This is a genomic window from Pseudomonas citronellolis, from assembly GCF_001586155.1.
GTDB classification, from domain to species: domain Bacteria; phylum Pseudomonadota; class Gammaproteobacteria; order Pseudomonadales; family Pseudomonadaceae; genus Pseudomonas; species Pseudomonas citronellolis.
In genome coordinates, this window is the sequence record NZ_CP014158.1 from 6,646,510 (window position 1) to 6,673,038 (window position 26,529).

Annotated in this window: 23 protein-coding genes and 1 pseudogene; 8 read left to right on the top strand and 16 right to left on the bottom strand. The window is 66.4% G+C overall.

The window, feature by feature from the left end:
* The first annotated feature begins 439 nt into the window (after positions 1-439).
* Both PcP3B5_RS28975 and PcP3B5_RS28980 read left to right on the top strand, forming a co-directional pair.
* Positions 440-1,804 carry an APC family permease gene (locus tag PcP3B5_RS28975; protein ID WP_051878658.1) on the top strand — a complete coding sequence of 455 codons (1,365 nt, stop codon included), beginning with the start codon at positions 440-442 and terminating at the stop codon, positions 1,802-1,804.
* 48 nt (positions 1,805-1,852) lie between these two features.
* Complete coding sequence (locus tag PcP3B5_RS28980; protein WP_043268250.1) at positions 1,853-2,884, top strand: histone deacetylase family protein; 1,032 nt, start codon at positions 1,853-1,855, stop codon at positions 2,882-2,884.
* A 491-nt stretch (positions 2,885-3,375) separates the two neighbouring features.
* On the opposite strand, the gene PcP3B5_RS28985 is transcribed toward PcP3B5_RS28980, so the two are convergent.
* The 4 genes from PcP3B5_RS28985 to PcP3B5_RS29000 all read right to left on the bottom strand — a co-directional run bounded on the left by PcP3B5_RS28985 (position 3,376) and on the right by PcP3B5_RS29000 (position 7,050).
* Entirely contained in the window at positions 3,376-3,750 is a 375-nt protein-coding gene (locus PcP3B5_RS28985) for a NirD/YgiW/YdeI family stress tolerance protein (RefSeq protein ID WP_058070847.1), read from the bottom strand.
* A gap of 82 nt (positions 3,751-3,832) precedes the next feature.
* Positions 3,833-4,765: an SdiA-regulated domain-containing protein gene (locus PcP3B5_RS28990; RefSeq protein WP_009613956.1), complete on the bottom strand. Its 933-nt coding sequence runs from the start codon at positions 4,763-4,765 to the stop codon at positions 3,833-3,835.
* A gap of 81 nt (positions 4,766-4,846) precedes the next feature.
* Positions 4,847-5,512, bottom strand: coding sequence for a fumarylacetoacetate hydrolase family protein (locus PcP3B5_RS28995; protein WP_043317452.1), 666 nt, complete (start codon positions 5,510-5,512; stop codon positions 4,847-4,849).
* A gap of 143 nt (positions 5,513-5,655) precedes the next feature.
* Positions 5,656-7,050: an FAD-binding oxidoreductase gene (locus PcP3B5_RS29000; protein WP_024128084.1), complete on the bottom strand. Its 1,395-nt coding sequence runs from the start codon at positions 7,048-7,050 to the stop codon at positions 5,656-5,658.
* A 191-nt stretch (positions 7,051-7,241) separates the two neighbouring features.
* On the opposite strand from PcP3B5_RS29000, the gene serA reads away from it, so the two are divergent.
* On the top strand, positions 7,242-8,471 hold the full coding sequence (serA, locus tag PcP3B5_RS29005; RefSeq protein WP_061563070.1) for a phosphoglycerate dehydrogenase: 1,230 nt from the start codon (positions 7,242-7,244) through the stop codon (positions 8,469-8,471).
* 68 nt (positions 8,472-8,539) lie between these two features.
* Here serA and PcP3B5_RS29010 read toward each other — a convergent pair.
* From PcP3B5_RS29010 to PcP3B5_RS29020, 3 genes and pseudogenes are all read right to left on the bottom strand, one after another.
* Positions 8,540-9,849, bottom strand: a pseudogene (locus PcP3B5_RS29010) (IS4 family transposase).
* Positions 9,850-10,189: 340 nt separating this feature from the next.
* Entirely contained in the window at positions 10,190-10,627 is a 438-nt protein-coding gene (locus PcP3B5_RS29015) for a DUF4399 domain-containing protein (RefSeq protein WP_043317450.1), read from the bottom strand.
* 161 nt (positions 10,628-10,788) lie between these two features.
* Positions 10,789-11,283, bottom strand: coding sequence for a 2-thiouracil desulfurase family protein (locus PcP3B5_RS29020; RefSeq protein ID WP_043268238.1), 495 nt, complete (start codon positions 11,281-11,283; stop codon positions 10,789-10,791).
* Between the two features lie 192 nt (positions 11,284-11,475).
* Here PcP3B5_RS29020 and PcP3B5_RS29025 point away from each other — a divergent pair, with 192 nt between their 5' ends.
* A complete protein-coding gene (locus PcP3B5_RS29025; RefSeq protein WP_061563071.1) occupies positions 11,476-12,030 on the top strand; it encodes a DUF6160 family protein in 555 nt (184 codons plus the stop codon).
* Between the two features lie 3 nt (positions 12,031-12,033).
* On the opposite strand, the gene PcP3B5_RS29030 is transcribed toward PcP3B5_RS29025, so the two are convergent.
* A complete protein-coding gene (locus PcP3B5_RS29030) occupies positions 12,034-12,657 on the bottom strand; it encodes a 2OG-Fe(II) oxygenase (protein ID WP_043317448.1) in 624 nt (207 codons plus the stop codon).
* A 98-nt stretch (positions 12,658-12,755) separates the two neighbouring features.
* On the opposite strand from PcP3B5_RS29030, the gene PcP3B5_RS29035 reads away from it, so the two are divergent.
* On the top strand, positions 12,756-13,487 hold the full coding sequence (locus PcP3B5_RS29035; RefSeq protein ID WP_043268232.1) for a DUF2059 domain-containing protein: 732 nt from the start codon (positions 12,756-12,758) through the stop codon (positions 13,485-13,487).
* On the opposite strand, the gene bipL is transcribed toward PcP3B5_RS29035, so the two are convergent.
* The gene (gene bipL / locus PcP3B5_RS29040; RefSeq protein WP_061563072.1) at positions 13,484-14,422 is read right to left on the bottom strand and encodes a phospholipase BipL; all 939 of its coding nucleotides are present in this window, start codon (positions 14,420-14,422) and stop codon (positions 13,484-13,486) included. The genes PcP3B5_RS29035 and bipL overlap by 4 nt on opposite strands.
* Before the next feature lie 77 nt (positions 14,423-14,499).
* Here bipL and PcP3B5_RS29045 point away from each other — a divergent pair, with 77 nt between their 5' ends.
* On the top strand, positions 14,500-15,141 hold the full coding sequence (locus PcP3B5_RS29045; RefSeq protein WP_061563073.1) for a DUF6436 domain-containing protein: 642 nt from the start codon (positions 14,500-14,502) through the stop codon (positions 15,139-15,141).
* A gap of 31 nt (positions 15,142-15,172) precedes the next feature.
* Complete coding sequence (locus PcP3B5_RS29050; protein ID WP_043317441.1) at positions 15,173-15,676, top strand: hypothetical protein; 504 nt, start codon at positions 15,173-15,175, stop codon at positions 15,674-15,676.
* A 17-nt stretch (positions 15,677-15,693) separates the two neighbouring features.
* On the opposite strand, the gene PcP3B5_RS29055 is transcribed toward PcP3B5_RS29050, so the two are convergent.
* A complete protein-coding gene (locus PcP3B5_RS29055; protein ID WP_061563074.1) occupies positions 15,694-16,728 on the bottom strand; it encodes an AraC family transcriptional regulator in 1,035 nt (344 codons plus the stop codon).
* Positions 16,729-16,834: 106 nt separating this feature from the next.
* On the opposite strand from PcP3B5_RS29055, the gene PcP3B5_RS29060 reads away from it, so the two are divergent.
* Positions 16,835-19,225, top strand: a complete 2,391-nt coding sequence (locus tag PcP3B5_RS29060; protein WP_061563353.1) for a penicillin acylase family protein — start codon at positions 16,835-16,837, stop codon at positions 19,223-19,225.
* 407 nt (positions 19,226-19,632) lie between these two features.
* Here PcP3B5_RS29060 and PcP3B5_RS29065 read toward each other — a convergent pair whose 3' ends face one another.
* The 6 genes from PcP3B5_RS29065 to PcP3B5_RS29090 form a co-directional block, all read right to left on the bottom strand.
* Positions 19,633-20,505 (bottom strand): ABC transporter permease subunit, encoded by an 873-nt coding sequence (locus PcP3B5_RS29065; RefSeq protein ID WP_009613985.1) that lies wholly within the window; start codon positions 20,503-20,505, stop codon positions 19,633-19,635.
* A complete protein-coding gene (locus PcP3B5_RS29070) occupies positions 20,502-21,383 on the bottom strand; it encodes an ABC transporter permease subunit (RefSeq protein WP_173427895.1) in 882 nt (293 codons plus the stop codon). Before PcP3B5_RS29070 ends, PcP3B5_RS29065 begins: the two co-directional genes overlap by 4 nt.
* A 26-nt stretch (positions 21,384-21,409) precedes the next feature.
* On the bottom strand, positions 21,410-22,564 hold the full coding sequence (locus PcP3B5_RS29075) for an ABC transporter ATP-binding protein (protein WP_009613989.1): 1,155 nt from the start codon (positions 22,562-22,564) through the stop codon (positions 21,410-21,412).
* Between the two features lie 59 nt (positions 22,565-22,623).
* Positions 22,624-23,697, bottom strand: a complete 1,074-nt coding sequence (locus PcP3B5_RS29080; protein ID WP_237143122.1) for a polyamine ABC transporter substrate-binding protein — start codon at positions 23,695-23,697, stop codon at positions 22,624-22,626.
* 245 nt (positions 23,698-23,942) lie between these two features.
* Positions 23,943-25,043 carry a polyamine ABC transporter substrate-binding protein gene (locus tag PcP3B5_RS29085; RefSeq protein WP_009613994.1) on the bottom strand — a complete coding sequence of 367 codons (1,101 nt, stop codon included), beginning with the start codon at positions 25,041-25,043 and terminating at the stop codon, positions 23,943-23,945.
* Positions 25,044-25,159: 116 nt separating this feature from the next.
* Positions 25,160-26,524, bottom strand: a complete 1,365-nt coding sequence (locus tag PcP3B5_RS29090) for an aspartate aminotransferase family protein (protein ID WP_009613995.1) — start codon at positions 26,522-26,524, stop codon at positions 25,160-25,162.
* Between the last annotated feature and the right edge of the window lie 5 nt (positions 26,525-26,529).

Sequence of the window (26,529 nt, forward strand, 5' to 3'; positions counted from 1 at the left end):
AAGAAATGACCGGCCGGTCCGGCGGCGGGACGGGCGCCCGTCGCCGGGCCTGACAGTCAATTTGGCCACTTCGATCCCTTTTTGACCCTTTACAGGGTTCTGCGGGGCGGCGCGGGGGCCTAAAGTCCGGGTACTCGCCCAGGGAATGGCCGCCAGGGCCGCGATCACCGGCGCAGCACGCGCCGCGCCGGTATCCAGGGAGCGCCGCCAGCGAGCATCCACAAGAACAATGCCCCGAGAACGCTCATGACCAGCCCTTGCTCCACCCCGGTTCGCGGCCGTCACCGCGCCCACCCCTTCCTCGCCCGTTCCGCTCGCCGGCAGCGCTGCGGCTGACCGTCCCGCTCCCTTCGCGCGGCCGCCAGCGGCGCCCCGCGCCAGCGCAACAACGACAAGAATTCGCGAGGAAACATCGATGGCCATCGAACAAGGCGCCCGCATGAGCGCCAGCACCGGCAACGCCCCCCAAGCCCAGGCGGACGCCCGCCTCAAACGCATCCTGGGGCTGCCCGCCCTGGTCTTCTTCGGCCTGGTCTACATGGTCCCGCTGACCATGTTCACCACCTACGGCGTGGTCACCGAGATGACCGGCGGACGCACCGCCAGCGCCTACCTGATCACCCTGCTGGCGATGCTGTTCACCGCCGCCTCCTACAGCTTCATGGTGCGCAAGTACCCGATCGCCGGCTCCGCCTATTCCTACACCAGCCTGAGCTTCGGCCCGGCGGTGGGCTTCCTGTCCGGCTGGTCGCTGCTGCTCGACTACCTGTTCCTGCCGATGATCAACTACCTGCTCATCGGCCTGTTCATGAACATCGCCTTCCCGGAGATTCCCGCCTGGGTCTTCGTGGTCGCCTCCATCGCCCTGGTCACCGTGCTCAACGTGGTGGGCATCAGCCAGGTGGCCGGCATGAGCAACGCCATCGTCGGCGCCCAGCTGGTGTTCATCGTGGTGTTCGTCGGCATGTCGCTGAAGAGCCTGGCCGGCGCCCCGGCCCTGGACCTGGCCGCGCCCTTCGTCGGCGACGGCAGCAAGCCCGGCTTCGCCCCGCTGATGGCCGGCGCCGCAGTGCTGTGCCTGTCATTCCTGGGCTTCGACGCGGTCTCCACCATGGCCGAGGAAACCCGTGACGCGCGCCGCGACATCCCGCGGGCGATCATCATCACCACGGTGCTGGCCGGCCTGATGTTCACCCTGCTGGCGATCATCAGCCAGCTGGTGTTCCCCGGCAGCGTGTTCGAGAACGCCGACTCGGCGGCCAACGAGGTGATGCTCAAGGCCGGCGGCCAGTTCCTCGGCAACTTCTTCACCGCCGCCTACATCGCCGGCTGCATCGGCTCGGCGCTGGCCTCCCAGGCCTCGGTATCGCGCATCCTGTTCACCATGGGCCGCGACGGCATCCTCCCGCGCAGCCTGTTCGGCACCCTGCACGCGCGCTTCCAGACTCCGGTGGTGGCGATCCTGGTGGTCTCGGCCATCTCCCTGCTGGCCCTGGTGCTGGACCTGACCACCCTGGCCTCGATGATCAGCTTCGGCGCCCTGGTGGCCTTCTCGGTGGTCAACCTGGCGGTGATCCGCACCTACCTGGGCGTCGAAGGCCGCCGCGCGCCGGCCGATCTGCTGCGCTACGGCCTGGTGCCCTTCATCGGCCTGTGCCTGACGCTCTGGTTGTGGACCAGCCTGTCGCAGCTGACGCTGATCGTCGGCCTGAGCTGGTTCGCCGTCGGCTTCGTCTACCTGGCGCTGCACACCGGCGGCTTCCGCCGCAAGGCGCCGAGCGTGAATTTCGAGGAAAACGCCTGATACCCCACGGACCCACCGGGCGCCGCCGGGCGCCCCCAGGAGTGCATGATGTTGACGATCTACACCGACGACCATCGCTTGCACCACGGCCAGCATGAGCTGATCGGCGGCCAGTTCACCCCCTGCTTCGAGAAGCCCAGCCGCGCCGACATGGTCCTGGACCGCGTCAAGGCGGTGGGCCTGGGCGAGATCCAGGCCCCGCGCGACTTCGGCCTGGAGCCGATCCGGCGCATCCACACCGAGGGGTTCGTCAACTTCCTCCAGCACGCCTGGCGCGACTGGCTGGCCACCGGCAGAACCCACGACATGCTGCCCATCGCCTGGCCGACCCGCCGCCTGCTGCAGAAGGAGCCCGACAGCATCGACGGGCGCCTGGGCTACTACAGTTTCGACGCCGGCGCGCCGATCACCGCCGGCACCTGGCAGGCCATCACCAGCTCGGCGAACGTGGCCCTGACCGGCCAGGCCGAACTGGCCAAGGGCGCCCGCTCGGTGTTCAGCCTGTGCCGCCCGCCGGGCCACCACGCCTCGGCCGACTACATGGGCGGCTACTGCTTCTTCAACAACGCCGCCATCGCCACCCAGGCCATCCTCGACCAGGGCGCGGCGCGGGTGGCCATCCTCGACGTCGACTACCACCACGGCAACGGCACCCAGGACATCTTCTACGACCGCGCCGACGTGCTCTTCACCTCGATCCACGGCGATCCGCGCTTCGAGTACCCCTACTTCCTCGGCTACGCCGACGAAAAGGGCCGGGGCGTGGGCGAAGGCTTCAACTTCAACTACCCGCTGGCCTCGGGCAGCGACTGGTCGGTGTGGAGCCTGGCGCTGCAGGCGGCGATCCGCCAGATCGCGGCCTATGGACCGGATGTGCTGGTGGTTTCGCTGGGGGTGGATACCTTCAAGGAAGACCCGATTTCGCAGTTCAAGCTGGACTCGCCGGATTACCTGCGCATGGGCGAGGCCATCGGCAAGCTGGGGCTGCCGACCTTGTTCGTCATGGAGGGGGGGTATGCGGTGGAGGAGATCGGGGTCAATGCGGTGAATGTGTTGCAGGGGTTTGAGAGTGTTGGTTGATGGTCATTCCCTGTAGGAGTGAGCTTGCTCGCGAACCGCGTCTCCCGGTGGCTCTGGCGCACGGGGTTGACTCCGCTCCCTCTCCCCAGCCCTCTCCCTGAAGGGAGAGGGGGCTTGTCCGTGCCGAGAGAAGGAATGGTTCCAGTCGGAAACCAATGGCGCTGCCGGTTGACTCCAGAACACCCAACCCTGCCCAACGGCCCCCTCTCCCTGAAGGGAGAGGGGGCTTGTCCGTGCCGAGAGAGGGAATGGTTCCAGTCGGAAACCAACGGCGCTGCCGGCTGACTCCAGAACACCCAACCCTGCCCAACGGTCCCCTCTCCCTTCAGGGCGGGGCGCGCAGCCGAGGGTTAGGGAGAGGGCGCTCTACAGCCCAACACCCGAAGTCCCGAGCAAGCACCGTTCGCGAGCAAGCTCGCTCCTACGAAAAGCCGAATGCAAAAAGGCCGCGCCAGGATCGCTCCCGGCGCGGCCTTTTCATATGCATCCCGTTACTGCAGGACGTCCACGCGATCCACATCGATCTCCACGCCCTTGCGGTCATGGTCGACCTCGCCGGTCAGGCGCACCTTGGTCTTGTCGGAGACATCCACGCCCTGCGGCCAGTCCTCGTGGTCGATCTCCACCTGCATGCTGCCGGTGGCGTCCTTGAACTCGTAGTGCTCGCCGTGCAGGCGCTTGGTGATCACGCCTTCCAGCACCGCCGGGGTGTCGTCGGCGGCGGCCTGGGCGGCTTTCACGGTGTTCACCGGGCCGGTCGCCGCGGGCTTGGCGGCATTGCTGCCCGGGCCGGTGTAGCCGGCGGCGAAGGTGGCGCCGGAGAACAGGGCGATGGCGGCGATCAGGGGAAGACGGATGGATTTCATGAAGTAGCCTCCTGGCTGTTTTCGTTGAAATCAGATTAGCCGAACAGGCTGAAACCAGCCTGAATCCGCCCTTAATCCAGGCTTAACCGCCCTTGTCGTCGTCCTTGAGCTTGCGGAACACGTAGAACAGCTCAGGCTCGCTGACCATGTAGATGGTGCCCTGCTCGTCGATGGCCACGCCCTCGGCGCGCGGGATCTTGTCGTGCAGGCCGTTAAGCCCGCCGAGCAGGCTGATGAAGCTGACCGGCTCGCCTTTCTCGTCCAGCTCCAGCAGCAGGTGCGACTCCGCCGACAGCACCAGGGTATGGCCGGTGCGCGGGTCGACGCTGAGCGCCGAGACGTTGCGCATGTACAGCTGCTCGCTGGGCAGCGGCCGCATGCTGCCGGTCAGCCCCGGGCTGCCGTCGCTGGTCCAGCTGAAGAGGGTCATGGGGTCGCGCTCGCGGCCCAGCAGCAGGCGTTTCTGCGCCGGGTCCCAGGCGATGCCCTCGAAGCCCTTGTTGCTCTTTTCGCCGAGGTTGCCCAGGTCGAAGCTGGCCAGCTTGGCGGTGCTCAGCTCATGGGTCTGCGGGTCGAGGTGGAAGATGGTCAGGGAGTTCTGCCGCTCGTCGGTCACCGCGACGTTGCCGTTGGGCAGCACCGCCACGCCTTCGGGGTTCTCCAGGCCCAGCAGCGGGATCACCCGCAGCACCTCGCCGTCCAGCGACAGCTCGCCGAGCAGCGGCTTCTTGCCGGTCACGGTGAACAGCGTGCGGGTCACCGGGTTGTAGGCCAGGTCGGAGGTTTCCTGGCCTTCCAGCCCGCCCTTGAGCGGCTTGCCCTGGATCACCGCGCGGTAGCCGGGCAGCCAGACGCTGTCGGCGCGCGCCTGCTCGCTGGTGTTCTCTTCCTGCCACCACAGGCGGGCGCGGTCGTCCCAGTGGAACAGCTTGGTCAGGACCACCAGCACCACGGCGGCGAAGAGCAAGGCCAGCAGCAGCCAGCGCAGAAGACGAGAGGATCGGACCTGGGTCATCGGGGAGTTCTTGTTGTCTGGGTGGGAACGCCCCGCAGAACGCAAAGGCCGCACGAATGGCGGCCTTTGGCGGGGTACGGCTCAGAGGACGCGGCTTTCGAACCGGCTGGCGCCGGGAAGTTCCAGCACCAGCTCGCTGCCGCGCTTGAGCGGGCCCACGCCCACCGGCGTACCGGTGGAGACCACGTCGCCCGGCTGCAGCGAGAAGTGCCCGGCGATGTGCTGGATCAGCGGCACGATCGGGTTGAGCATGTCGCGGCTGTTGCCGTCCTGGCGCACTTCGCCGTCGATGCTCAGGCGGATGCCGATGTCGGCCGGGTCGGGGAAGCGGTCGGCGCTGACGAAGGGCGCCAGCACGAAGGCGCCGTCGAAGGACTTGGCCAGTTCCCAGGGCAGGCCCTTTTCCTTGAGCTTGGCCTGCACGTCGCGCAGGGTCAGGTCCAGCGCCGGGGCGTAGCCGGAAATGGCGTCCAGCACTTCCTCGCGGCTGGGCGTGCGCGACAGCGGCTTGCCGATCAGCACGGCGATCTCCGCTTCGTAGTGCACGTCGCCACGGCCCTCGGGGATGGCGAAGCCGCCCTCGGCCGGCACGGTGCAGGAACCGGGCTTGATGAACAGCAGCGGCTCGGTGGGCACCGGGTTGTTCAGCTCCCTGGCGTGCTCGGCGTAGTTGCGCCCGACGCAGACCACCTTGCCCAGCGGGAAGTGGATGCGGGTGCCGTCGACGTACTGATGCTGGTAACTCATGACCGACTCCTGGACGGATGAATGGGATGCCCCGCGGCGCTCGTGGCGCTGCGCGGTGCCCGCCTCCCGCGGGCGCTGCCGGCCGTTCCGTCGGCCCCGAACACGAGAAGGGCCGGTGAACCGGCCCTTCTGGGATGACTGGCTTACTCGGCGAAGATCTTGCCGGGGTTCATGATCCCGTTGGGATCGAACACCGCCTTGACCGCCTTCATGTAGCCGATCTCGGCTTCGGAGCGAGAGTAACCCAGGTAGTCGCGCTTGGTCATGCCCACGCCGTGCTCGGCGGAGATGGAGCCGTTGTACTTCTGCACGGTCTCGAACACCCACTTGTTGACCGTGGCGCACTTGGCGAAGAACTCGTCCTTGGACAGGTTCTCGGGCTTCAAGATGTTCAGGTGCAGGTTGCCGTCGCCGATGTGGCCGAACCAGACCACTTCGAAGTCCGGGTAGTTGGCTTCGACGATGGCGTCGATGTCCTTGAGGAAGGCCGGGACCTTGCTGACGGTGACCGAGATGTCGTTCTTGTACGGCGTCCAGTGCGAGATGGTCTCGGAGATGTACTCGCGCAGCTTCCACAGGTTCTGCAGCTGCTGCTCGCTCTGGCTCATCACGCCGTCCAGCACCCAGCCCTGCTCGACGCAGTGCTCGAAGGTGGCCAGGGCCTCGTTGGCCACTTCCTCGGTGCTGGCCTCGAACTCCAGCAGGGCATAGAACGGGCAGTCGGTCTCGAAGGCCGGCGGCACGTCGCCGCGGGCCAGGACCTTGGCCAGGGCCTTGTCGGAGAAGAATTCGAAGGCGGTCAGGTCGAGCTTGCTCTGGAAAGCGTGCAGCACCGGCATGATCGAGTCGAAGTCGGGGGTGCCGAGGACCATCGCGGTGAGGTTCTTCGGCGTGCGCTCCAGGCGCATGGTGGCCTCGACCACGAAGCCCAGGGTGCCTTCGGCGCCGATGAACAGCTGGCGCAGGTCGTAGCCGGTGGCGTTCTTGATCAGGTCCTTGTTCAGCTCCAGCAGGTCGCCCTTGCCGGTGACCACCTTCATGCCGGCCACCCAGTTGCGCGTCATGCCGTAGCGAATCACCTTGATCCCGCCGGCATTGGTGCCGATGTTGCCGCCGATCTGGCTGGAGCCGGAGGAAGCGAAGTCCACCGGGTAGTACAGGCCCTGCTCCTCGGCGAACAGCTGCAGTTGCTTGGTCACCACGCCCGGCTGGCACACCACGGTGCGGTCGAAGGCGTTGAAGTCGAGGATCCTGTTCATGTAGTCGAACGACACCACCACCTCGCCGTTGGCGGCGACGGCGGCGGCGGAGAGCCCGGTACGCCCGCCCGAAGGCACCAGGCCGACCTTGTGCTCGTTGGCCCAGCGCACCACGGCCTGCACCTGCTCGATGCTCTTGGGGAAGGCGATGGCCAGCGGCGCCGGGGCGAAGTGCTTGGTCCAGTCCTTGCCATAGGCATCCAGGGAATCGGCATCGGTCAGCAGCTTGCCGGGCTCCAGCAGGGGCTTGAGCGATTCGATCAGGGCTTCGCGGGTCATCGAGGGAACTCTCAAATGGTTCATGGTCGTCCTGAGAACAGCTCAGGTCGCAACCGGACAAGGAAAAGGGAGAACATGCTAGCATACGCACCCCACGCAGTTCGCCACCTGGCGCCGAGCTGCGGCACCGGCCGGTTCGGCCAGAGCTGTTCATTTTCTAGCCATTATCCCGGGACTACAGGTTCAAGCAGATGAGCAAGACTTCTCTCGACAAGAGCAAGATCAAATTCCTTCTCCTGGAAGGCGTGCACCAGAATGCCGTTGATACCCTCAAGGCCGCCGGCTACACCAACATCGAGTACCTCAAGACCGCGCTGTCCGGCGACGAGCTGAAGGAAAAGATCGCCGACGCCCACTTCATCGGCATTCGCTCCCGCACCCAGCTCACCGAGGAAGTCTTCGACTGCGCCAAGAAGCTGATCGCGGTGGGCTGCTTCTGCATCGGCACCAACCAGGTCAACCTGAACGCCGCCCGCGAACGCGGCATCGCGGTGTTCAACGCGCCCTACTCCAACACCCGCTCGGTGGCCGAGCTGGTGCTGGCCGAAGCCATCCTGCTGCTGCGCGGCATCCCGGAGAAAAACGCCTCCTGCCACCGCGGCGGCTGGATCAAGTCGGCGGCCAACTCCTTCGAGATCCGCGGCAAGAAGCTGGGCATCGTCGGCTACGGCTCCATCGGCACCCAGCTCTCGGTCCTGGCCGAAGCCCTGGGCATGCAGGTGTTCTTCTACGACGTGGTGACCAAGCTGCCGCTGGGCAACTCGCAGCAGATCGGCTCGCTGCACGAGCTGCTGGGCCTGTGCGACATCGTCTCGCTGCACGTGCCGGAGCTGCCGTCCACCCAGTGGATGATCGGCGAGAAGGAAATCCGCGCCATGAAGAAGGGCGGCATCCTGATCAACGCCGCCCGCGGCACCGTGGTCGAGCTGGACCACCTGGCCAACGCCATCAAGGACGAGCACCTGATCGGCGCCGCCATCGACGTGTTCCCGGTCGAGCCCAAGTCCAACGACGAAGAGTTCGAAAGCCCGCTGCGTGGCCTGGACCGCGTGATCCTGACCCCGCACATCGGCGGCTCCACCGCCGAGGCCCAGGCCAACATCGGCCTGGAAGTGGCCGAGAAGCTGGTCAAGTACAGCGACAACGGCACCTCGGTGTCCTCGGTCAACTTCCCCGAAGTGGCCCTGCCGTCGCACCCGGGCAAGCACCGCCTGCTGCACATCCACGCCAACATCCCGGGCGTGATGAGCGAGATCAACAAGGTGTTCGCCGACAACGGCATCAACATCTCCGGCCAGTACCTGCAAACCAACGAGAAGGTCGGCTACGTGGTGATCGACGTCGACGCCGAGTACTCGGACCTGGCGCTGGAGAAGCTGCAGCACGTCAACGGCACCATCCGCAGCCGCGTCCTGTTCTAAGGACCGCTCGGCGGCAAGAAAAAAGGAGGCTTCGGCCTAATGCCAGTCAGTTAAGCTGACTGGCATTTTCATTTTCGTGTCGAATATTTTGCTGGTCGCTGCTTCACCGTTCTCGGGAACCAGCGATCAGGTCGCCGATGAGGTAGGACATACTGCGCCGCTGAGGCCTGCAAATCTGCCAGAAATCCTGGCAAGTTACCGGGATGGTTCAGCGACGTGCCATGCAGCAAGCCCAGGATTGCCCAACTGCAGGCGGTAAAACTCATTTCGCATGGGTATACCCCCGGGCACTGCCTCGACATCTGTACCATCTGATAACGTAACAGGTTGTAGCCCAGCAGCACGCCCCACAGTTCTTGCGCAATCATCTCCGGAGTCTTGCTTCTCAGGGTGTATTCGCCGCCCAAAAGTCCTTGCTTGATCTCCCGATAGCCCAGTTCGATTTCCCAGCGCTGACTGTAAAGATCGACGATCTCATCGCCAGGGAAACGCAGCGGATCGGTCATTGAGGTCAAGACGCTCACCACCTTTCCTTTGATCGTTTTGCTCAGCAACCTCGCTCGAATTTCCAACGGCAAGTCTGGCCATTGTTTGCGAGCCTGAGGCGATGTACGCAGAACGACCTGGGCATCATTGCGCCCAAGCTTGTGCTCTACCTCATACTGAGTGCCCTTTTTCAAAGGGATCAGCCAGTGTCGATGCTCGCCGTGCGATTGCCAGTGATGCAGCAAGCCCAACGAGTAGAAACCTTTGTCGAACAGGGTCAACGAATGATTCGGCGTGGTGGCGATCAGCTGTTCTGCCAGCTTCATTTCGCTACTGTGATAGCCCTCGAAAGTGCTGCTTATCAGTAGATGGCTGGTCAGCTCCATCTGACAGACCATCCGAACTTGAGGAAAGCTGCCGTCACCATGCTGGTTGGTCGCGCTGCCGTAGCACGCACGATTTTCTGCGGTATCAGGCGTATCCAGACAACGCCGTCCACGCCAAGCAGCGTCAATCCCAACCACTGCGGATGTTTGGTTTCTTCGTGCCATCGCTGCTGGGTCAGCGTAAAGACTTCGCGTACAGCTTCGCTACCCAGCCGCTGCCGCCCTTGCACAACAGCGCTGGGCGCCACCAGCGGCCGCTTGCCCGGTAGCATGATGTCCATGTGGTTCACGACATCCCAAGCCGACATCCGGCGGAACAACGCCATGCCGATGATGCACCACACCAGGCTTTCAAGCGGAAGACGACGCTTGCGAATGGTCGAGACACCTGCAGTCTCGAAAGCCTGTTTCACGATGTCTGGATCGAGCAAAGCTCCCAGCCCCTCCAGCGCATGAGGCCGCGATGCCATTTCGTGAGTGAGGGACAGGGCTTGTGACAGGCGCATAAAAAATCCGATGCTCGTTTCCAAGCATCGGATTTTGCGGCCTGCAGACTAAAGGTCAATGTGTCAGCCTTAACTGACTGGCATTAGGCTTCGGCCTCCTTTTTTCGTTTCTGCGGCAGGAGCAATGGCCTTGCAGGCTATGCCAAGGCGCTTTTCGTAGGATGGGTTGAGCTTGCGAAACCCATGCGGGACGGTGATGGGTATCGCTTCGCTCAACCCATTCTACGTGGTGCATTGCCGGACTCCGTCCGCGAGAGGTTCTCCGCCGCTCAAGAGCATCGCGGATAAATCCGCTCCTACGGGCATATCAGCCCGATCTCGCCGGCCCTAGAGCCAACCATCACTTCACGTTGACGGTGATCTGCTTGGATTCCACGTTCGGCTCGAAGGGCACGTGGTTCTTGTCGCCCAGCAGCAGCTGCAGGGTGTGCTTGCCCGGCGGCAGGGTGATCTTGGTTTCCGTCTGGCCCTTGCCGAAGTGGCGGATGTTGTCGGTCATCGGCAGCGGCATGTCCATGGCCGGCTGCTCCTTGAGGTCCACCAGCAGGTGGTGGTGCCCGGTGCTGGGCGAGTCGACGCCGGCCGGGGCCACGCCCATGCCTTCCAGGCCGAACTTGACGGTGAAGGTCTGGCCGACGGTGGCGCCGTCCTGCGGTTCGATGAAATACACCTTGGCCCCCTCGGGCGCCGGGGTACGCGGCATGCCGGCCGCCAGCGCGGCGGTGGAGGCGGCGAGCAGCAGGCCAGCAAGGCCCAGGCAAGGCAACGTGAGCTTCATGGAGTTCTCCTTATGAGCGGGATGGGGAGGCCCGGCACGCTGCAGCGAACCTCCGGCGGGACTCTTCAGCATAGGTCGCCACGCCGACGGCTCAAGGGAAAGAGTGCTACAAGGGCTGTCGGAAGGCTCTACGCCGAGCCTCGCAGGCTATCACAACCCACTCAGCCGCCGGCTTCCAGGCCGGCCAGGCAGACCGCCGCGGCGTCCAGCTCCTCCTCGCTGAACACCAGCACGCCCATGCGCTTGAGCGCCGCCGCGGTGACGCCCTCGCCGGGCACGCGCAGGCCGGAGAAGCTGCCGTCGTAGTTCTCGCGGTTGCCGCAGGAGGGGCTGCGCGCCTTGAGAATGGCCAGGCGGATGCCATGGCGGTCGACCAGCGCCATGGCCTGTTCGGCGCCGCGGACGAAGGCGCCGGTGACGTCCACGCCGTCCACCGTCACCACCGGCGCCTGGCCTTCCAGCACCAGGGCGCCGCGGCCGCCGGGAATCTCCGCCGGCGCGCGCGGCGTGGGCAGGCCGCCGGCCACTTCCGGGCACAGCGCGACCACCCGGCCCTGGGCCTGCCAGCGTTCCAGCAGGTCGAAGGGGCCGTGGCTGCCACCGTCGTAGCGCACCCGGTGGCCCAGCAGGCAGCGGCTGACGAGAATCTTCTGCATGGGCGAAACACTCCCTTTTCGATCGCAACAGACTAGCCCGCACATCGGACCCGGTCACCTGGCAACCGATGGCGGCCACCCGCCGATGGTCGGGCCCATCCTTCGGCTGGAACTGCCGCGCCGGCATGGCGGGCCGGGCGCATCGCGCGCAGACTGCCTCGCCATGTCGCCCACCGCGAGGGAACCGCCACCATGCTCAAGCCTCTCAGCCTGCCGCACCTGCTCGGCGGCCTGCTGCTGTGCGCCGCCGGCGCCAGCCAGGCCGCGCTCGAACCGCTGGACAACGAAAACCTCGGCCGCATCAGCGGCCAGGAGGGCCTGAGCATCCGCGCCGACGTCATGGCCAGCATCGGCAAGGCCGCCTGGGTCGACGACGGCGGCAGCGTCTCGCTGCGCAACCTGAAGATCGACAACGGCTGCACCAGCGCCGCGGTCTGCCCGGACGGCCGCGGCGGCGCGCTGCCCCTGGGCGCGGCGCAGCTGGGCCTGAGCCTGCCGTTCTTCGGCGTCGAGCTGCCGACCCTGCAGGTCGACGTGGTCCAGGGCAGCAACGGCCAGCAGCAGTTGGCGCTGACCCTGCCGGACCTGACCACCATCAACAAGCAGCTCAATGACGGCGGCCTGCCGGCGCAGACCATCCGCGTGCGCGTGGCCGGCGACCTCTACGTCGGTGAAAGCCGCCTGGGCAGCCTGGAGGTGCGCGACATCCAGGACATCAGCGGCACCATCCGCGTCTGGGGCCACTGAGCCCTAGAGCGGGGCGTCGCTGCGGCGGCGGAACCAGCCGGTCAGCGACAGGCGTTCGCGGTGGGCCGGCAGCACCTCGTGGGGGAACTCGCCGGAGAGGAACAGCACCAGGCTGCCGCCCAGCGGCGGCACGTCGTCGTGGCTGCCGTCGGCGAAATACAAGCGCAGTTCGCCGGCGTGCTCGGGTAGCCAATCGTCGTTGAGGTAGAGCACCGCCGACACGCAGCGGCGGTCATCGTCGCGGAAGCGGTCGAGGTGTTTCTGGTAGAAGGCGCCCGGCGGGTACAGGGCGAAGTGGCACTCGAAGTCTTCCAGGCCGAGGAACAGCGCGCGGTTGAGCGCCACGCGCAGTTCGTCCATCAGCCCCAGGTAGCGATCGCAGGCCTCGGCCTGCCCCGGCTCCAGCCACTGGATGCGGTCGCCGCGGATGCCCTCGCGCACCGCCTGGCCGGCGCCGCGCCCCACCGAGGCCGAGGCCAGCTCGCCAGCGGCGGCGCGGTTGCGGCACTCCGCGGCCAGCGCGGCGATCAGGTCCGCGGGCAGGAAGTCGCGTTGCAGCGACCAGCCGCGTTCGGCCAGGTCGTCGACGGCGTTTTGCAGGGGGGAGGAATCGGCATGCGGGTTCATGCGCTATTGTAACGCCGGCGACAAGCGCCTCGACAAGCGGGGCCGGGCTTGCCGACAATAGCCGCGGCGGATGGCCACTGCCGCCAGGAGGACCCGATTTGCGTGCACTGCTTGCCCTTGCCCTGCTGATGCTGGGCCTACCCGTACTGGCCGACGATTACCAGCGCCTCTACCAGGCCGCCGGCTGGCCGGAACAACGCGCGCACTTCAACGATGCCCTGCACGCCGCGCAGAAGCGCTACCAGGCCAACCTGCCGCCGGCGCTGTACCAGGCCCTGGTGAACAACAGCGACCAGCGCTTCGCCCCGGCGCAGATCGACGCCCGGGCGCTGGCCGGCCTGCGCCGGAACCTGGCGGACAGCGGCCCGGCGCTGGCCTTCTTCGAATCGCCCCTGGGGCGCAAGATCGCCGCCGCGGAAACCCTCGCCACCCGCAGCGACCAGCTCGCCCAGTACGCCAACGGCCTGCCGCGCCAGCAGGCCACGCCGCAGCGCCAGCAGCTGGCCCAGCGCCTGAGCCGGGCCCTGCCGGCCAGCGAGGCCGGCGCCGAGGTCAGCATGGCGCTGGCCAGCGTGGCCGCCGACAGCCTCAGCCAGATGCTCCCCGGCCTGCTCGGCCAGGGCCAGGGGCTGCTCGAAGGGCAGCGGCAGAACGTCGTGCAGCAGATCGGCGCCGACCTCGACAACACCCTGCTGTACGTCTACCGCGGGCTCTCCGACGCCGAGCTGCAGCAGTTCGCCGACTTCGCCGAGTCGCCCGCCGGCCAGGCCTACTACCAGGCGGCCCTGGCCGCGGTGAAGGCCGGGCTGGCTTCCGCCCCCTCGAACTAGCTCAGGCGCTCGCCGAGAAAGTCGAAGTAGCGCCGGCGCAACGCCTCGCTCTCGTTGGCCAGGTGGTGCCGCGCGCCGGTGAGCAGCAGGCACTCGATGCGCTCGAACTTCTCCTCCAGCACCTTCAGGTTGTAGCGCCAGTCCACCGTCTCGTCGGCGTCGCCCTGCACCACCAGCAGGTTGCGCGCGCTGGGCGGCGCGCCCTCGATGTGCGGAATCCAGCGCGCCAGCGCGCCCACCCAGGCGGTGGGCAGGATGCGCGGCTGCAGCGGGTCGCGATCGCGGAGGAAGGCGAGGAAGCCGGCGTCGTTGGAGTTGTCGGTGAACTTGCGCGGGATGGAGTCGACGAAGGGCCGCAGCAGTTGGTAGCTGAGCTTCGACCAGCCCCAGGCGCGCGGGCGCACCAGCGGCGCCAGTAGCAGGGTGTGGCCCAGCTCCGGGCGCGGCGCGCCGGTGAGCAGGTAGTCCAGCAGGATGGCGCCGCCGGTGCTCTGCCCGAAAAGGTGCCAGGGCTGCGGCAGGTCCAGTTGCGCGGCCACGTCCAGCAGGCCGGCAAGCACCGCCTGGTACTCGGCGAAGTCGTTGATGCTGGCCGCCGCGCCGTTGGACAGGCCGTGGCCCGGCAGGTCGCAGGCGATCACCGCCAGGCCCAGGTCCAGCGCCCAGTCGATGACGTGGCCATAGAGCCCCATGTGGTCGTAGTAGCCGTGCAGCAGCAGCAGGCTGCCGCGGGCCAGGGGCGGGCGCCACAGCTGCGCGGCGATGCGGTAGCCGGCGCACTCGAAGTAGCCCAGGCGGCTTTCCAGGCCCGGATAGCGGGCCACCAGGTCGAGCCCGTAGAAGGACTGGTAGGCGAGGACCTGGGCGTCGCGTTCGGCTGCGGTCAGGGGTCGCAGGCGCTGGCGCAGCAGATCGGGCTGGAAGGCTTCTGGCATCGGGGTTTTCCGCGGTTTCCGGTGACGCTGGGACGAGCGCCCGGCGGCATCCGGGCGGTTCTGCCACAAGCGACGGCATGGCACTCTTGGGGGTTATCTTACCGGGATTCGCCATGCCTGCCCGCCGCACGCTCATCCTCGCCTGCCTGGCCGCGCTGCTCGCCGCCATGCTGCTGGGCGCCTACCAATGGTTCCAGCAGCGCTACATCCGCCCCTTCGACGCGCAGCCGACGCTGTTCAGCGGCGCCGGCCTGCGGCTGCCGGCCGAACTGGCCGGCCCCGGCGCTATCCGACTGGTGCATTTCTGGGACCCGGCCTGCCCGTGCAACGTCGGCAACCAGCAGCACCTCGCCGAGCTGCTGGCGCGCTTCGCCCCGCTTGGCGTGCAATTCTTCGCCGTGCAGAAGCCCGGCAGCCGCGGCCAGTTGCCCGCCACCCTCCAGGCCCTGCGGCCATTGGCCACGCCGCCCGGCGCCGAGGCGCTGCCGGCGAGCCCGGCGGTGGCCATCTGGGACCGCCAGGGCCGCCTGGCCTATTTCGGTCCCTACAGCGAGGGCGCGGTGTGCAGCTCGGCCAACAGCTTCATCGAACCGGTGCTGCAGGCGCTGATCGACGGCCGCCCGGTGCAGTCCACCCAGAACCTCGCCCAAGGCTGCTATTGCCCCTGGCGGGCGGACAGCCGGGCGCCAGCATCTACACTAGCCGGAGCCGGCCCATGAAGGGCCGGCGCGCGACTACAAGGAGCCTCCCATGCCGCTACGCCCCACCCTCGCCCTGTGCGCCCTGCTCAGCCTGCCGCTGCTGGCCGGCGCCGACGACCAGGCGCCCAGTCCCGACCAGGTGATGTCCGAGCACAAGGCGGAGATCGACAACCGCCTGGCCGACATCGACTACAAGCGCAAACGCATCGTCGAAGCCAACATGAACCTCACCGGCAAGGAAGGCGAGGCGTTCTGGCCGATCTACAACACCTACCGCAGCGAGGCCGAGAAGCTGAGCAAGCAGCACCTGGCGCTGATCCTCGACTACGCCAAGTCCTACAACACCGGCAAGGTCTCCGACAAAGACGCCAGCGCCCTGCTCAAGCGCGCCGAGAAGCTCCAGCAGCTGCGCCTGGACCTGCGCAACCGCTACATCGCGCGCATGGCCAAGGCCGTCTCGCCGACCCGCGCCATGCGCTTCCTGCAGATCGAGACGCAGCTCGACGCCATGGCCCTGCTGGACATGGCCAGCGAGATCCCGCTGGCCGAATGAGCCCGGCGCGGGACGCCTCAGTGCGCCTGCGCCATCTCCTGCAAACGCCGCCGGTACACCTCCGGCGGCACCCCGAACCAGCGCCGGAAGGCGCGATAGAACGGCGACAGCTCGGCGAAGCCGCAGGTCCGCGCCACTTCGCGGATGGCCACGCCTTCGGCCAGCAGCTCGGTGGCGCGCTGGCGGCGTACCTCCTCATGCAGCTCGCGGAAGCCGCTGCCCTGCCCGGCCAGGCTGCGCTGCAAGGCGCTGGCCGGCAGCCCCAGCAGCTCGGCGCAGGCCTGCAGGGTGCAGGGTTCGCGGCCCAGGCGGTGGGCCAGCAGGTAGCGCAGGCGGTTGAGCAGGTCGTTCTCCTGCAGGCGCTGCAATTCTTCCTCCGCATAGCGGGTGAGCACGCCGTGCAAGGCGGCGTTGGCCGTGCGCGACGGGCGCCGCAGCAGGGCGCGCGGGAACAGCAGGGCGTCGTGTGCGCAGGCGAACCGCGGCGTCAGCCCGAACAGCCGGCGGTGCTCGGCCAGGCGCCGGGGCGCGGCATGACGGAACTCGATGGCGGAACAGGCGAACTCGTCGTCGCTGACCGCCTTCAGCAGCTTGATGAACAGCAGCAGCAGGCATTCCATCTGCTGGCGCAGCGGCGGGCAGTCGCGGTAGTGGATGTCGAGGACCAGCCGCACCTGCTCGCCCTCCTCGCGCAGCTGCGCGGCCAGGCCGCCGGAGAGGATGTGCTGGAAGCGCAGGAAGCTGTGCAGCGCCTGCTCCAGGTCGCGGCTGGCCAGCAGCAGGTAGCCGACCACATCGAGCAGGCGCGGCTTCATCGCCTCGGCCAGGTGCAGGCCGATGTCCACGTCGCCGCTCAGCTCCGGCAGCGCCGCCCAGAACAGCGGCACCTCGTCGTGCAGCAGGCGGCCGTCGGCGCTCACCGGCGCCAGGCGCACGCGCCGCAGCGCCTGGCGGTAGATGCGCGCCGGCTCCAGCCCCAGGCTGGTAAGCGCCTCGTAGAGCAGGCGGCGCAGGGTGGCCGAATGGGTGAGTGGCGCGCTGGCGAGGGACATATAGCCTCCTTTTGACCGAAGACTTTCAGCTTGCGCGCGTTTGGTCAATGAAAGCGCCTGGCGCGAATGCGCAGAATCCGCGCAGAACAACAAGGAGAGCCGCTACATGAAACGTACGTTGACCGTTCTTGCCGTGCTGGTGGCGGCCGCTGCCGCAGGGGGCGCCTGGTACCTGCATGGCAAGCAGCCGACCCGCGACGGCCTGGCCGGGCTGCCCGGGTTGCAGGCCGAGGTCGAGGTGCGCTACGACGAGCGTGGCGTGCCGCACATCCGTGCGCAGAACGAAAGCGACCTGTACCGCGCCCTGGGCTACGTGCACGCCCAGGACCGGCTGTTCCAGATGGAGATGCTGCGCCGCCTGGCCAAGGGCGAGCTGGCCGAGGTGCTGGGGCCCAAGCTGGTGGACACCGACCGCCTGTTCCGCACCCTGCGCCTGCGCGACCATGCCGCCGAGTACGCCGCCCGCCAGGACCAGCAGTCGCCGGCCTGGAAAGCCCTGGAGGCGTACCTGGACGGCATCAACCAGTACCAGGCCAGCCACCCGAAGCCGCTGGAATTCGACGTGCTGGGCATTCCCAAGCGGCCCTTCACGGTGGAGGACACCCTCGCCGTGTCCGGCTACCTGGCCTACAGCTTCGCCGTGGCCCTGCGCACCGAGCCGGTGCTCACCTACATCCGCGACGACCTGGGCGCCGGCTACCTGAAGGCCTTCGACCTGGCCTGGCACCCGGAGGGCGTGCTGCAACGCCCCACCGCGCTGGCCGCCGGCGACTGGAAGGACCTCGGCGCCCTGGCGCAGATCAGCCAGCAGGCCCTGGAGGCCACCGGCCTGCCGCAGTACGAGGGCAGCAACGCCTGGGTGGTCTCCGGCAGCCGCACGCGCAGCGGCCGGCCGCTGCTGGCGGGCGACCCGCACATCCGCTTCGCCGCGCCCTCGGTGTGGTACGAGGCGCAGCTCAGCGCCCCCGGCTTCGAACTCTACGGCCACCACCAGGCCCTGGTGCCCTTCGCCATGCTCGGCCACAACAAGGACTTCGGCTGGAGCCTGACCATGTTCCAGAACGACGACATGGACCTGGTGGCCGAGAAGACCAACCCGGCCAACCCCGAGCAGGTCTGGTACCACGGCCAGTGGGTGGACCTCGCGCGCGAGGAGCAGAGCATCGCGGTGAAGGGCCAGGCGCCGGTCAAGCTGGTGCTGCGCAGCTCGCCCCACGGGCCGATCGTCAACGACGCCCTGGGCGCCGCCTCGGGCAAGACGCCCATCGCCATGTGGTGGGGCTTCCTGCAGACCGAGAACCCGCTGCTGGACGCCTTCTACCACCTAGACCGCGCCGACACCCTGGACAAGGCCCGCGCCGCTGCCGCGCAGATCCACGCGCCGGGGCTCAACGTGGTCTGGGCCAATGCCCGCGGCGACATCGCCTGGTGGGCCTCGGCGCAACTGCCGAAGCGCCCGGCCGGCGTCGATCCGAACTTCATCCTCGACGGCAGCACCGCCGCGGCGGACAAGGACGGCTTCTACCCCTTCGTCGAGAACCCCCATGAAGAGAACCCGGCGCGCGGCTACATCGTCTCGGCCAACTTCCAGCCGGTGCCCGCCAACGGCCGGTCGGTGCCCGGCTACTACAACCTGGCCGACCGCGGCCAGCGCCTGGACCGGCACCTGGCCGACGCCTCGGTGAAGTGGGACCTGCAGAACAGCCAGGCGCTGCAACTGGACACCGGCACCGACTACGGCCCGCGCACCCTGGCGCCGCTGCTGCCGAGCCTGCGCCAGGTGGCGAGCGGCGAGCAGGAGAAGGCGCTGGTGGAGCAACTGGCGGCCTGGAAGGGCGACTACCCGCTGGATTCGCTGGCCGCCACCCTGTTCAGCCAGTTCCTCTACCAACTGGCCTACGGCGCCATGCACGACGAGATGGGCGACGCCTTCTTCAACACCCTGCTGAGCACCCGGGCCATCGACAGCGCCCTGCCACGACTGGCCGCCGACGACGCTTCGCCCTGGTGGGACGACCGCGCCACGGCGCAGAAGGAAAGCCGCGCGGACATCGTCAAGGCCGCCTGGCAGGCCAGCCTGAAGCACCTGCGCGACACCTTCGGCGAGGACCCGGCCAATTGGCAATGGGGCGCGGCGCACACCCTCACCCACGTGCACCCGCTGGGCATGCAGAAGCCGCTGGACCGCCTGTTCAACATCGGCCCCTTCGCCGCGCCGGGCGGCCACGAGGTGCCCAACAACCTCTCGGCGCCCATCGGCCCGGCGCCCTGGGCCGTCACCTACGGGCCCTCGACGCGGCGCCTGGTGGACTTCGCCGACCCCACCCACGCCCTGGGCATCAACCCGGTGGGCCAGAGCGGCGTGCTCTTCGATGCGCACTACAAGGACCAGGCCGAGGACTACGTCGAAGGCCGCTACCACGCCGAGCATTTCGCGCCCGACGAGGTCGCCGCCAACAGCCACGGCCTGCTCAGGCTGGTGCCGCAGGCACGCTAGGCCGCGCCAGAAACGACGAACCCCGCATGCTGCGGGGTTCGTCGTTTCCGTGAGAAGGGACTGCGGGAGGCGCCGAAGCTCCCTGGCGCGTTATTCCCCCTAGGGATAACTATTGGGGTGTTGTATTGGGCGCCACCTCCCGCCTGGGTGCTGTGGAAAGCACTGGCAAATTGCCCGGGATCACGGAGGCCGACCAAGCTGCGGGGAATAGCCGGCAACCGCCAACGGACACAGTGAATATAGTTGGCAAATGCGCGGAAGTTGCAGCGATTAACTGTCAGATTCTTCTGAGAAGACCGACTCTTCTTGCCCTTCGGCATATGTCCGTCTCCCCCAAAAACATGGGCCACCCGAAGGTGGCCCATGGTTTTCGCAGGCACCGGCTGCAGCCGGCCGACAAGACGACCTCAGACGGTGGCCGGCGAACCTTTCTGCCAGTCGGTGGCCGTGGCTTCCATGGCCTCCTGGACGGCACGCTTGCGGCGCTCCTCGGCCTGGCGGGTGAAGTACCAGGCGAAGAAGGTGAACAGCGAGACGGTCAGCAGGATCAGGCTGGCCACCGCGTTGATCTCCGGCTTCACGCCCAGGCGCACGGCGGAGAACACTTCCATCGGCAGGGTGGTGGAACCGGGGCCGGAGACGAAGCTGGCCAGCACCAGGTCGTCCAGCGACAGGGCGAAGGACATCATGCCGCCGGCCGCCAGCGAAGGCGCGATCATCGGGATGGTGATCAGCAGGAACACTTTCCAGGGCTTGGCGCCCAGGTCCATGGCCGCTTCCTCGATGGACAGGTCCAGCTCGCGCAGGCGCGCCGACACCACCACCGCTACGTAGGACGAGCAGAAGCTGGTGTGGGCGATCCAGATGGTGACGATGCCGCGCTCCTGCGGCCAGCCGATCAACTGGGCCATGGCCACGAACAGCAGCAGCAGCGACAGGCCGGTGATCACCTCGGGCATGACCAGCGGCGCGGTGACCATGCCGCCGAACAGCGTGCGGCCGCGGAAACGCGGGATGCGCGTCAGCACGAAGGCCGCCAGGGTGCCCAGGATCACCGAGGAGACCGCCGTGTACACGGCGATTTCCAGGGAGCGGAACACCGAGCTGATCAGCTGGGTGTTGTCCAGCAGGCCGACGTACCACTTCACCGACCAGCCGCCCCACACGGTCACCAGCTTGGAGCCGTTGAACGAGTAGATGACCAGGATGACCATCGGCACGTAGATGAACAGCAGGCCGAGGACAAGCATGATGTTGGAGAAGGACCAACGCTTGTTCATACCTTGCCCTCCAGTTCTTTGGCTTGGTTCTTGTTGAACAGGATGATGGGCACGATGAGGATCGCCAGCATGACCACCGCCAGGGCGGACGCCACCGGCCAGTCACGGTTGTTGAAGAACTCCTGCCACAGCACCTTGCCGATCATCAGCGTCTCGGGGCCGCCGAGCAGTTCCGGGATGACGAACTCGCCCACCGCCGGGATGAACACCAGCATGCAGCCGGCGATGATGCCGTTCTTCGACAGCGGCACGGTGATCTTCCAGAAGCTGGTGAAGTTGCGCGCGCCCAGGTCGGAGGCGGCCTCCAGCAGGCTCATGTCGTGCTTCACCAGGTTGGCGTACAGCGGCATCACCATGAACGGCAGGTACGAGTAGACGATACCGATGTACACCGCCAGGTTGGTGTTGAGGATGGTCAGCGGTTCGTTGATCACCCCCAGCCACATCAGGAAGCCGTTGAGCAGGCCGTTGTTGGACAGGATACCCATCCAGGCGTACACGCGGATCAGGATCGCCGTCCAGGTCGGCATCATGATCAGCAGCAGCAGCACGGTCTGCATTTCCTTGCTGGCGCGGGCGATGGCGTAGGCCATCGGGTAGCCGATCAGCAGGCACAGGAAGGTGCTGATCGCCGCCATCTTCAGCGATCCCAGGTAGGCGTCGATGTAGAGCGGGTCGTCCGTCAGCATCAGGTAGTTGCCGAGGTTCAGCACCAGTTGCAGGGTCTGGTCGGCGTACTGGAACACTTCGGTGTACGGCGGGATGGCCACGTCCGCTGCCGCCAGGCTGATCTTCAGCACGATGGCGAAGGGCAGCAGGAAGAACAGGAACAGCCAGATGAACGGCACACCGATCACGGCGTGCCGGCCACGCGGCAGGCGCTTCATGAGCGATTTGCTGATGTTCATGATTGCAGCACCACACCGCTGTCGTCGTACCAGCTGATGTACACCGGCTGGTCCCAGGTCGGGCGGGCCACGTGGCGCTCGGCGTTGGCCATGAAGGCCTGGACGATCATCCCCGAGGCCAGCTTGATGTAGTACACCGAGTGGCCGCCGAGGTAGGCGATGTCGTAGACGGTGCCCTGGGCCCAGTTGAAGCCTTCGTGCTCGAGGTTTTCCGGCTTCTGCGCGCTGACCATGACCTTCTCCGGACGCAGCGCGTAGGTGATGCGCTTGTCTTCGGCGCGGGTGCTGATGCCGTGGCCGATGTAGATCGGGTTTTCCAGCTGCGGGCAGGCGATCACCGCGTGGTCCTGCAGGTCCTCGACCAGTTGGCCGTCGAACATGTTGACGTTGCCGATGAACTCGCAGATCAGGCGGCTGGCCGGGGTCTCGTAGATGTCCATCGGGCTGCCGATCTGCTCGATGCAGCCCAGGTGCATGATGGCGATGCGCTGAGCCATGGTCATGGCCTCTTCCTGGTCGTGGGTCACCATCACGCAGGTCACGCCCACGCGCTCGATGATCTCCACCAGTTCCAGCTGCATCTGCGAGCGCAGCTTCTTGTCCAGGGCGCCCATGGGCTCGTCGAGCAGCAGCAGCTTCGGCCGCTTGGCCAGCGAACGGGCCAGGGCCACGCGCTGGCGCTGGCCGCCGGAGAGCTGGTGCGGCTTGCGCTTGGCGTACTGGGTCATCTGCACCAGCTTGAGCATTTCCTCGACGATCTTGTCGATCTCGGCCTTGGGCAGGCCGTCCTGTTTCAGGCCGAAGGCGATGTTCTGCGCAACCGACATGTGCGGGAACAGCGCGTAGGACTGGAACATCATGTTGATCGGCCGCTCGTAGGGCGGCAGGTCGGTGATGTCCTGGCCATCCAGGAAGATGCGACCTTCGGTCGGCCGCTCGAAGCCGGCCAGCATGCGCAACAGGGTGGATTTACCGGAACCGGAACCGCCGAGCAATGCGAAGATCTCGCCCTTCTTGATGGTCAGGGAAACACTGTCCACCGCAAGGGTTTCGTCGAACTGCTTGGTGACCCGGTCGATTTTTACCAACACCTCTTTGGGCTGCTGGTCGCCCGCGAGGGCTTTCTTGTAGGCACCGGAGGCTATAGCCATTTACCACAACTCCCAACTTTTGGACGCCCGGCCCCCGCGGCCGGGCGTACTTGGATTGCTTACTTACCGGACTTGATCTTGGTCCAGGAACGGGTCATGAGGCGCAGGATCTTCGGCGGCAGCTCGTGCTGCACGAAGAGCTTGTCGAGTACTTCCTGAGGCGGGTAGACCTCGGGATTGTCGCGCACGGACTCATCCATGAATTCGCCAGCCTTGGGGTTCGGGTTGGCGTAACCGACGTAATCGCTGACCTTGGCGATCACCTCGGGCTTGAGCAGGTAGTTGATGAAGGCGTGGGCCTCCTTCGGGTTCGACGCATCCTTCGGGATGGCGAGGATGTCGAACCACAGGTTGGCGCCTTCCTTCGGAATCGCATAGGCGATGTTCACACCCTTGCCGGCTTCCCTGGCGCGGTTGGCGGCCTGGAACACGTCGCCGGAGAACCCGGCGGCGACGCAGATGTTGCCGTTGGCCAGGTCCGAGATGTACTTGGAGGAATGGAAGTAGGTGACGTAGGGGCGAACCGCCATCAGCTTGGCCTCGGCCTTCTCGTAGTCGGCCGGGTTGGTGCTGTTGGGGTCCAGGCCCAGGTATTTGAGCACGGCCGGCATCATTTCGTCGCCCGAATCGAGGAAGGCGACGCCGCACTGGCTGAGCTTCTTCATGTTCTCGGGCTCGAAGAGCACGGCCCAGGAGTCGATCTTGTCGACGCCGAGCACGGCCTTGACCTTGTCGACGTTGTAGCCGATGCCGTTGGTGCCCCACAGGTAGGGCACGCCGTACAGGTTGCCCGGGTCGTTGGCCTCGAGTTGTTTCATCAGGTGCGGATCGAGGTTCTTCCAGTTCGGCAGCTGGCTCTTGTCCAGCTTCTGGAAGGCGCCGGCCTTGATCTGGCGGCCGAGGAAGTGGTTGGACGGCACCACGATGTCGTAGCCGGTGCGGCCGGCCAGCAGCTTGCCCTCGAGGGTTTCGTTGGAGTCGAAGACGTCGTACACCGGCTTGATGCCGGTTTCCTTCTCGAAATCGGCCAGAGTGGTCTCGCCGATGTAGTCGCTCCAGTTGTACACGTGGACGGTCGGCTCGGCCTGCGCAACGGCGGCGCCCAGGCCCAGGGTCGAGATGGCGGCGATCAGGGTTTTGCGGAAGGGAATGCGCACACGTCGGTCCTCTCTGTTGTCATGAAGCTTCTTTGTGTTGGCGTTTACAGCTTGCCCGGGCCTTCCGTGGCGCGCGCGAGCGCTTCTGCAGCCCTAGCTGCAACCAACGGCCATCCCACTGCAGATGATCCGTGCCTGCAGAGCGGTGGCGGGCCTGCGACCGCGCCGCCACCACCCTGCGCCCTGCCCGGCCGTTCGGGACGAACGACCGGGCAGGGGCGTCACTTGCCGGACTTGATGGTGGTCCAGCTGCGGGTCATCAGGCGCTGGGTCTTCGCCGGCAGGTCCGGGAAGGCGTACAGCTTCTTCATGACCGCGTCGCTCGGGTAGATGCCCGGGTCGTTACGGATTTCCTCGTTCACCAGCGGCGTGGCCGCGGAGTTGGCGTTGGGGTAGGAAACGGTATCGGAGATTTCCGCGATCACCTTCGGCTCGAGCAGGAAGTTGATCCACTTCAGAGCGCCTTCGGGGTTCTCGGCGTCCTTCGGAATGGCCACGGTGTCGAAGAAGGCGCCGGCGCCTTCCTTCGGAATGTGGTAGGCCACCTTCACGTTGTTCTTGGCTTCCACGGCGCGGGACTTGGCCTGGTAGATGTCGCCCGAGTAGCCGATGGCGACGCAGATGTTGCCGTTGGCCAGGTCCGAGATGTACTTGGAGGAGTGGAAGTAGGTGATGTACGGACGGATCTTCAGGAACAGCTCTTCGGCGGCCTTGATTTCCTTGGGATCCTGGCTGTCCGGCTTGTAGCCCAGGTAGTGCAGGGCCGCCGGGATCATCTCGGTGGGCGAGTCGAGGAAGCTCACGCCGCACTGTTTCAGCTTCTGGATGTTCTCGGGCTTGAATACCAGGTCCCAGGAATCCACCGGGGCGCCGTCGCCCAGGGCGGCCTTGACCTTGTCCGGGTTGTAGCCGATGCCGATGGTGCCCCACATGTAGGGGATGGCGAACTTGTTGCCCGGGTCGCTGACCTCGAGGGTCTTCATGATGTCCGGGTTCAGGTTCTTCCAGTTCGGCAGCTTGTCGCGGTCCAGCGGCTGGTAGACGCCGGCCTTGATCTGCTTGGCGAGGAAGGAGTTCGAGGGAACCACCACGTCGTAGCCCGACTTGCCGGCCAGCAGCTTGGCCTCCAGCACTTCGTTGCTGTCGTAGACGTCGTAGACGACCTTGATGCCGGTGGCCTTGGTGAACTCGTCGACCGTGTTCGGGGCGATGTAGTCGGACCAGTTGTAAACGTGCAGTACCTTGTCATCGGCCTGTGCCATACCGGCCACAGCGCCCGCCAGAGTCACGGCGAGCAGGGTCTTGCCGAAGGTTTTGAACATGCGGGTAGCTCCAATTGTTTTTGATGTTCCGGGTGGCGTCGGCGGCTTTCCGCCTTCACCACCCGGTGAGCCTGGCCAACGCACAGGCGCAGTCTGTCAAAGGTCCGGTGAAAGACTCAAGACAGCGCTACGGCGGCGGTTTGATCGAGGCACTTGCGCGCCAGGGTGATCAACTCGTCGATCTCCGGCTTGGTGATGACCAGCGGCGGCGAAATAATCATAGTGTCTCCCACCGCGCGCATGATCAGGCCGTTGCGGAAGCAGTGCTCGCGGCACAGCATTCCCACGCCGTTCTCGAAGCGCTCGCGGGTCTTCTTGTTCTTCACCAGCTCCAGCGCGCCGACCATGCCGACGCCACGGGCCTCGCCCACCAGCGGGTGGTCGGCCAGTTCCTGCCAGCGTTTCTGCAAGTAGGGTGCCGTTTCCGCCTTCACGGTCTCGACGATCTTCTCCTCGCGCAGGATGCGGATGTTCTCCAGGGCCACTGCCGCGGCCACCGGGTGACCAGAGTAAGTGAAGCCGTGGTAGAACTCGCCACCCTCATTCAGGGTATCGACGATCTCGTCGCGGACGATTACGCCGCCCATGGGGATGTAGCCGGAAGTCAGGCCCTTGGCGATCGGCATCAGGTCCGGGGCGTTGCCGTAGTACTGGCTGCCGAACCATTCGCCGGTACGGCCGAAGCCGCAGATGACTTCGTCGGCGATGAACAGGATTTCGTACTTGGCGAGGATTTCGCGGATCTTCGGCCAGTAGGTGTCCGGCGGAACGATCACGCCGCCGGCGCCCTGGATCGGCTCGGCGATGAAGGCGGCGACGTTCTCCTCGCCGACTTCGAGAATCTTCTTCTCCAGCTGCTCGGCGGCCCAGACGCCGAACTCTTCCGCCGACATGTCGCCGCCCTCGCCGTACCAGTAGGGCTGGGCGATGTGCACGATGCCCGGGATCGGCAGGTCGCCCTGGCTGTGCAGGGCCTTCATGCCGCCGAGGCTGACGCCGGCGACGGTGGAGCCGTGGTAGCCGTTCCAGCGGCCGATGACCACCTTCTTCTGCGGCTTGCCCTTGATGCTCCAGTAGTGGCGGACCATGCGCAGCACGGTGTCGTTGGACTCCGAGCCGGAGCCGGTGAAGAACACGTGGTTCATGCCTTCGGGGGCGATGTCGGCGATGGCCTTGGCCAGTTCCAGCGCCGGCGGGTGCGCGGTCTGGAAGAACAGGTTGTAGTAGGGCAGCTCGAGCATCTGCTTGTAGGCGACCTCGGCGAGCTCCTTGCGACCATAGCCGACGTTCATGCACCACAGGCCGGCCATGCCATCGAGGATCTTGTTGCCCTCGCTATCCCACAGGTACACGCCTTCGGCCTTGGTGATGATGCGCGCACCCTTCTCGTTCAACTGCTTGTAGTCGGTGAACGGAGCCAGATGGTGTTCGCGGCTGAGCGCCTGCCAGTGTTGGGTCTGGGCGCTGGTCTGTTTCGTCATTTTGG

Excerpts from the sequence above, each read along its gene's own strand:
- PcP3B5_RS29075 (WP_009613989.1), bottom strand. The coding sequence starts at position 22,564 with ATGGCTATAGCCTCCGGTGCCTACAAGAAAGCCCTCGCGGGCGACCAG.
- PcP3B5_RS29085 (WP_009613994.1), bottom strand. The coding sequence starts at position 25,043 with ATGTTCAAAACCTTCGGCAAGACCCTGCTCGCCGTGACTCTGGCGGGC.
- serA (WP_061563070.1), top strand. The coding sequence starts at position 7,242 with ATGAGCAAGACTTCTCTCGACAAGAGCAAGATCAAATTCCTTCTCCTG.
- PcP3B5_RS29055 (WP_061563074.1), bottom strand. The coding sequence starts at position 16,728 with ATGTCCCTCGCCAGCGCGCCACTCACCCATTCGGCCACCCTGCGCCGC.
- PcP3B5_RS28995 (WP_043317452.1), bottom strand. The coding sequence starts at position 5,512 with ATGAGTTACCAGCATCAGTACGTCGACGGCACCCGCATCCACTTCCCG.
- PcP3B5_RS29060 (WP_061563353.1), top strand. The coding sequence starts at position 16,835 with ATGAAACGTACGTTGACCGTTCTTGCCGTGCTGGTGGCGGCCGCTGCC.
- PcP3B5_RS28985 (WP_058070847.1), bottom strand. The coding sequence starts at position 3,750 with ATGAAATCCATCCGTCTTCCCCTGATCGCCGCCATCGCCCTGTTCTCC.
- bipL (WP_061563072.1), bottom strand. The coding sequence starts at position 14,422 with ATGCCAGAAGCCTTCCAGCCCGATCTGCTGCGCCAGCGCCTGCGACCC.
- PcP3B5_RS29000 (WP_024128084.1), bottom strand. The coding sequence starts at position 7,050 with ATGACCCGCGAAGCCCTGATCGAATCGCTCAAGCCCCTGCTGGAGCCC.
- PcP3B5_RS29020 (WP_043268238.1), bottom strand. The coding sequence starts at position 11,283 with ATGCAGAAGATTCTCGTCAGCCGCTGCCTGCTGGGCCACCGGGTGCGC.
- PcP3B5_RS28990 (WP_009613956.1), bottom strand. The coding sequence starts at position 4,765 with ATGACCCAGGTCCGATCCTCTCGTCTTCTGCGCTGGCTGCTGCTGGCC.
- PcP3B5_RS29025 (WP_061563071.1), top strand. The coding sequence starts at position 11,476 with ATGCTCAAGCCTCTCAGCCTGCCGCACCTGCTCGGCGGCCTGCTGCTG.
- PcP3B5_RS29015 (WP_043317450.1), bottom strand. The coding sequence starts at position 10,627 with ATGAAGCTCACGTTGCCTTGCCTGGGCCTTGCTGGCCTGCTGCTCGCC.
- PcP3B5_RS29090 (WP_009613995.1), bottom strand. The coding sequence starts at position 26,524 with ATGACGAAACAGACCAGCGCCCAGACCCAACACTGGCAGGCGCTCAGC.
- PcP3B5_RS29050 (WP_043317441.1), top strand. The coding sequence starts at position 15,173 with ATGCCGCTACGCCCCACCCTCGCCCTGTGCGCCCTGCTCAGCCTGCCG.
- PcP3B5_RS29030 (WP_043317448.1), bottom strand. The coding sequence starts at position 12,657 with ATGAACCCGCATGCCGATTCCTCCCCCCTGCAAAACGCCGTCGACGAC.
- PcP3B5_RS29045 (WP_061563073.1), top strand. The coding sequence starts at position 14,500 with ATGGCACTCTTGGGGGTTATCTTACCGGGATTCGCCATGCCTGCCCGC.
- PcP3B5_RS28975 (WP_051878658.1), top strand. The coding sequence starts at position 440 with ATGAGCGCCAGCACCGGCAACGCCCCCCAAGCCCAGGCGGACGCCCGC.
- PcP3B5_RS29065 (WP_009613985.1), bottom strand. The coding sequence starts at position 20,505 with ATGAACAAGCGTTGGTCCTTCTCCAACATCATGCTTGTCCTCGGCCTG.
- PcP3B5_RS28980 (WP_043268250.1), top strand. The coding sequence starts at position 1,853 with ATGTTGACGATCTACACCGACGACCATCGCTTGCACCACGGCCAGCAT.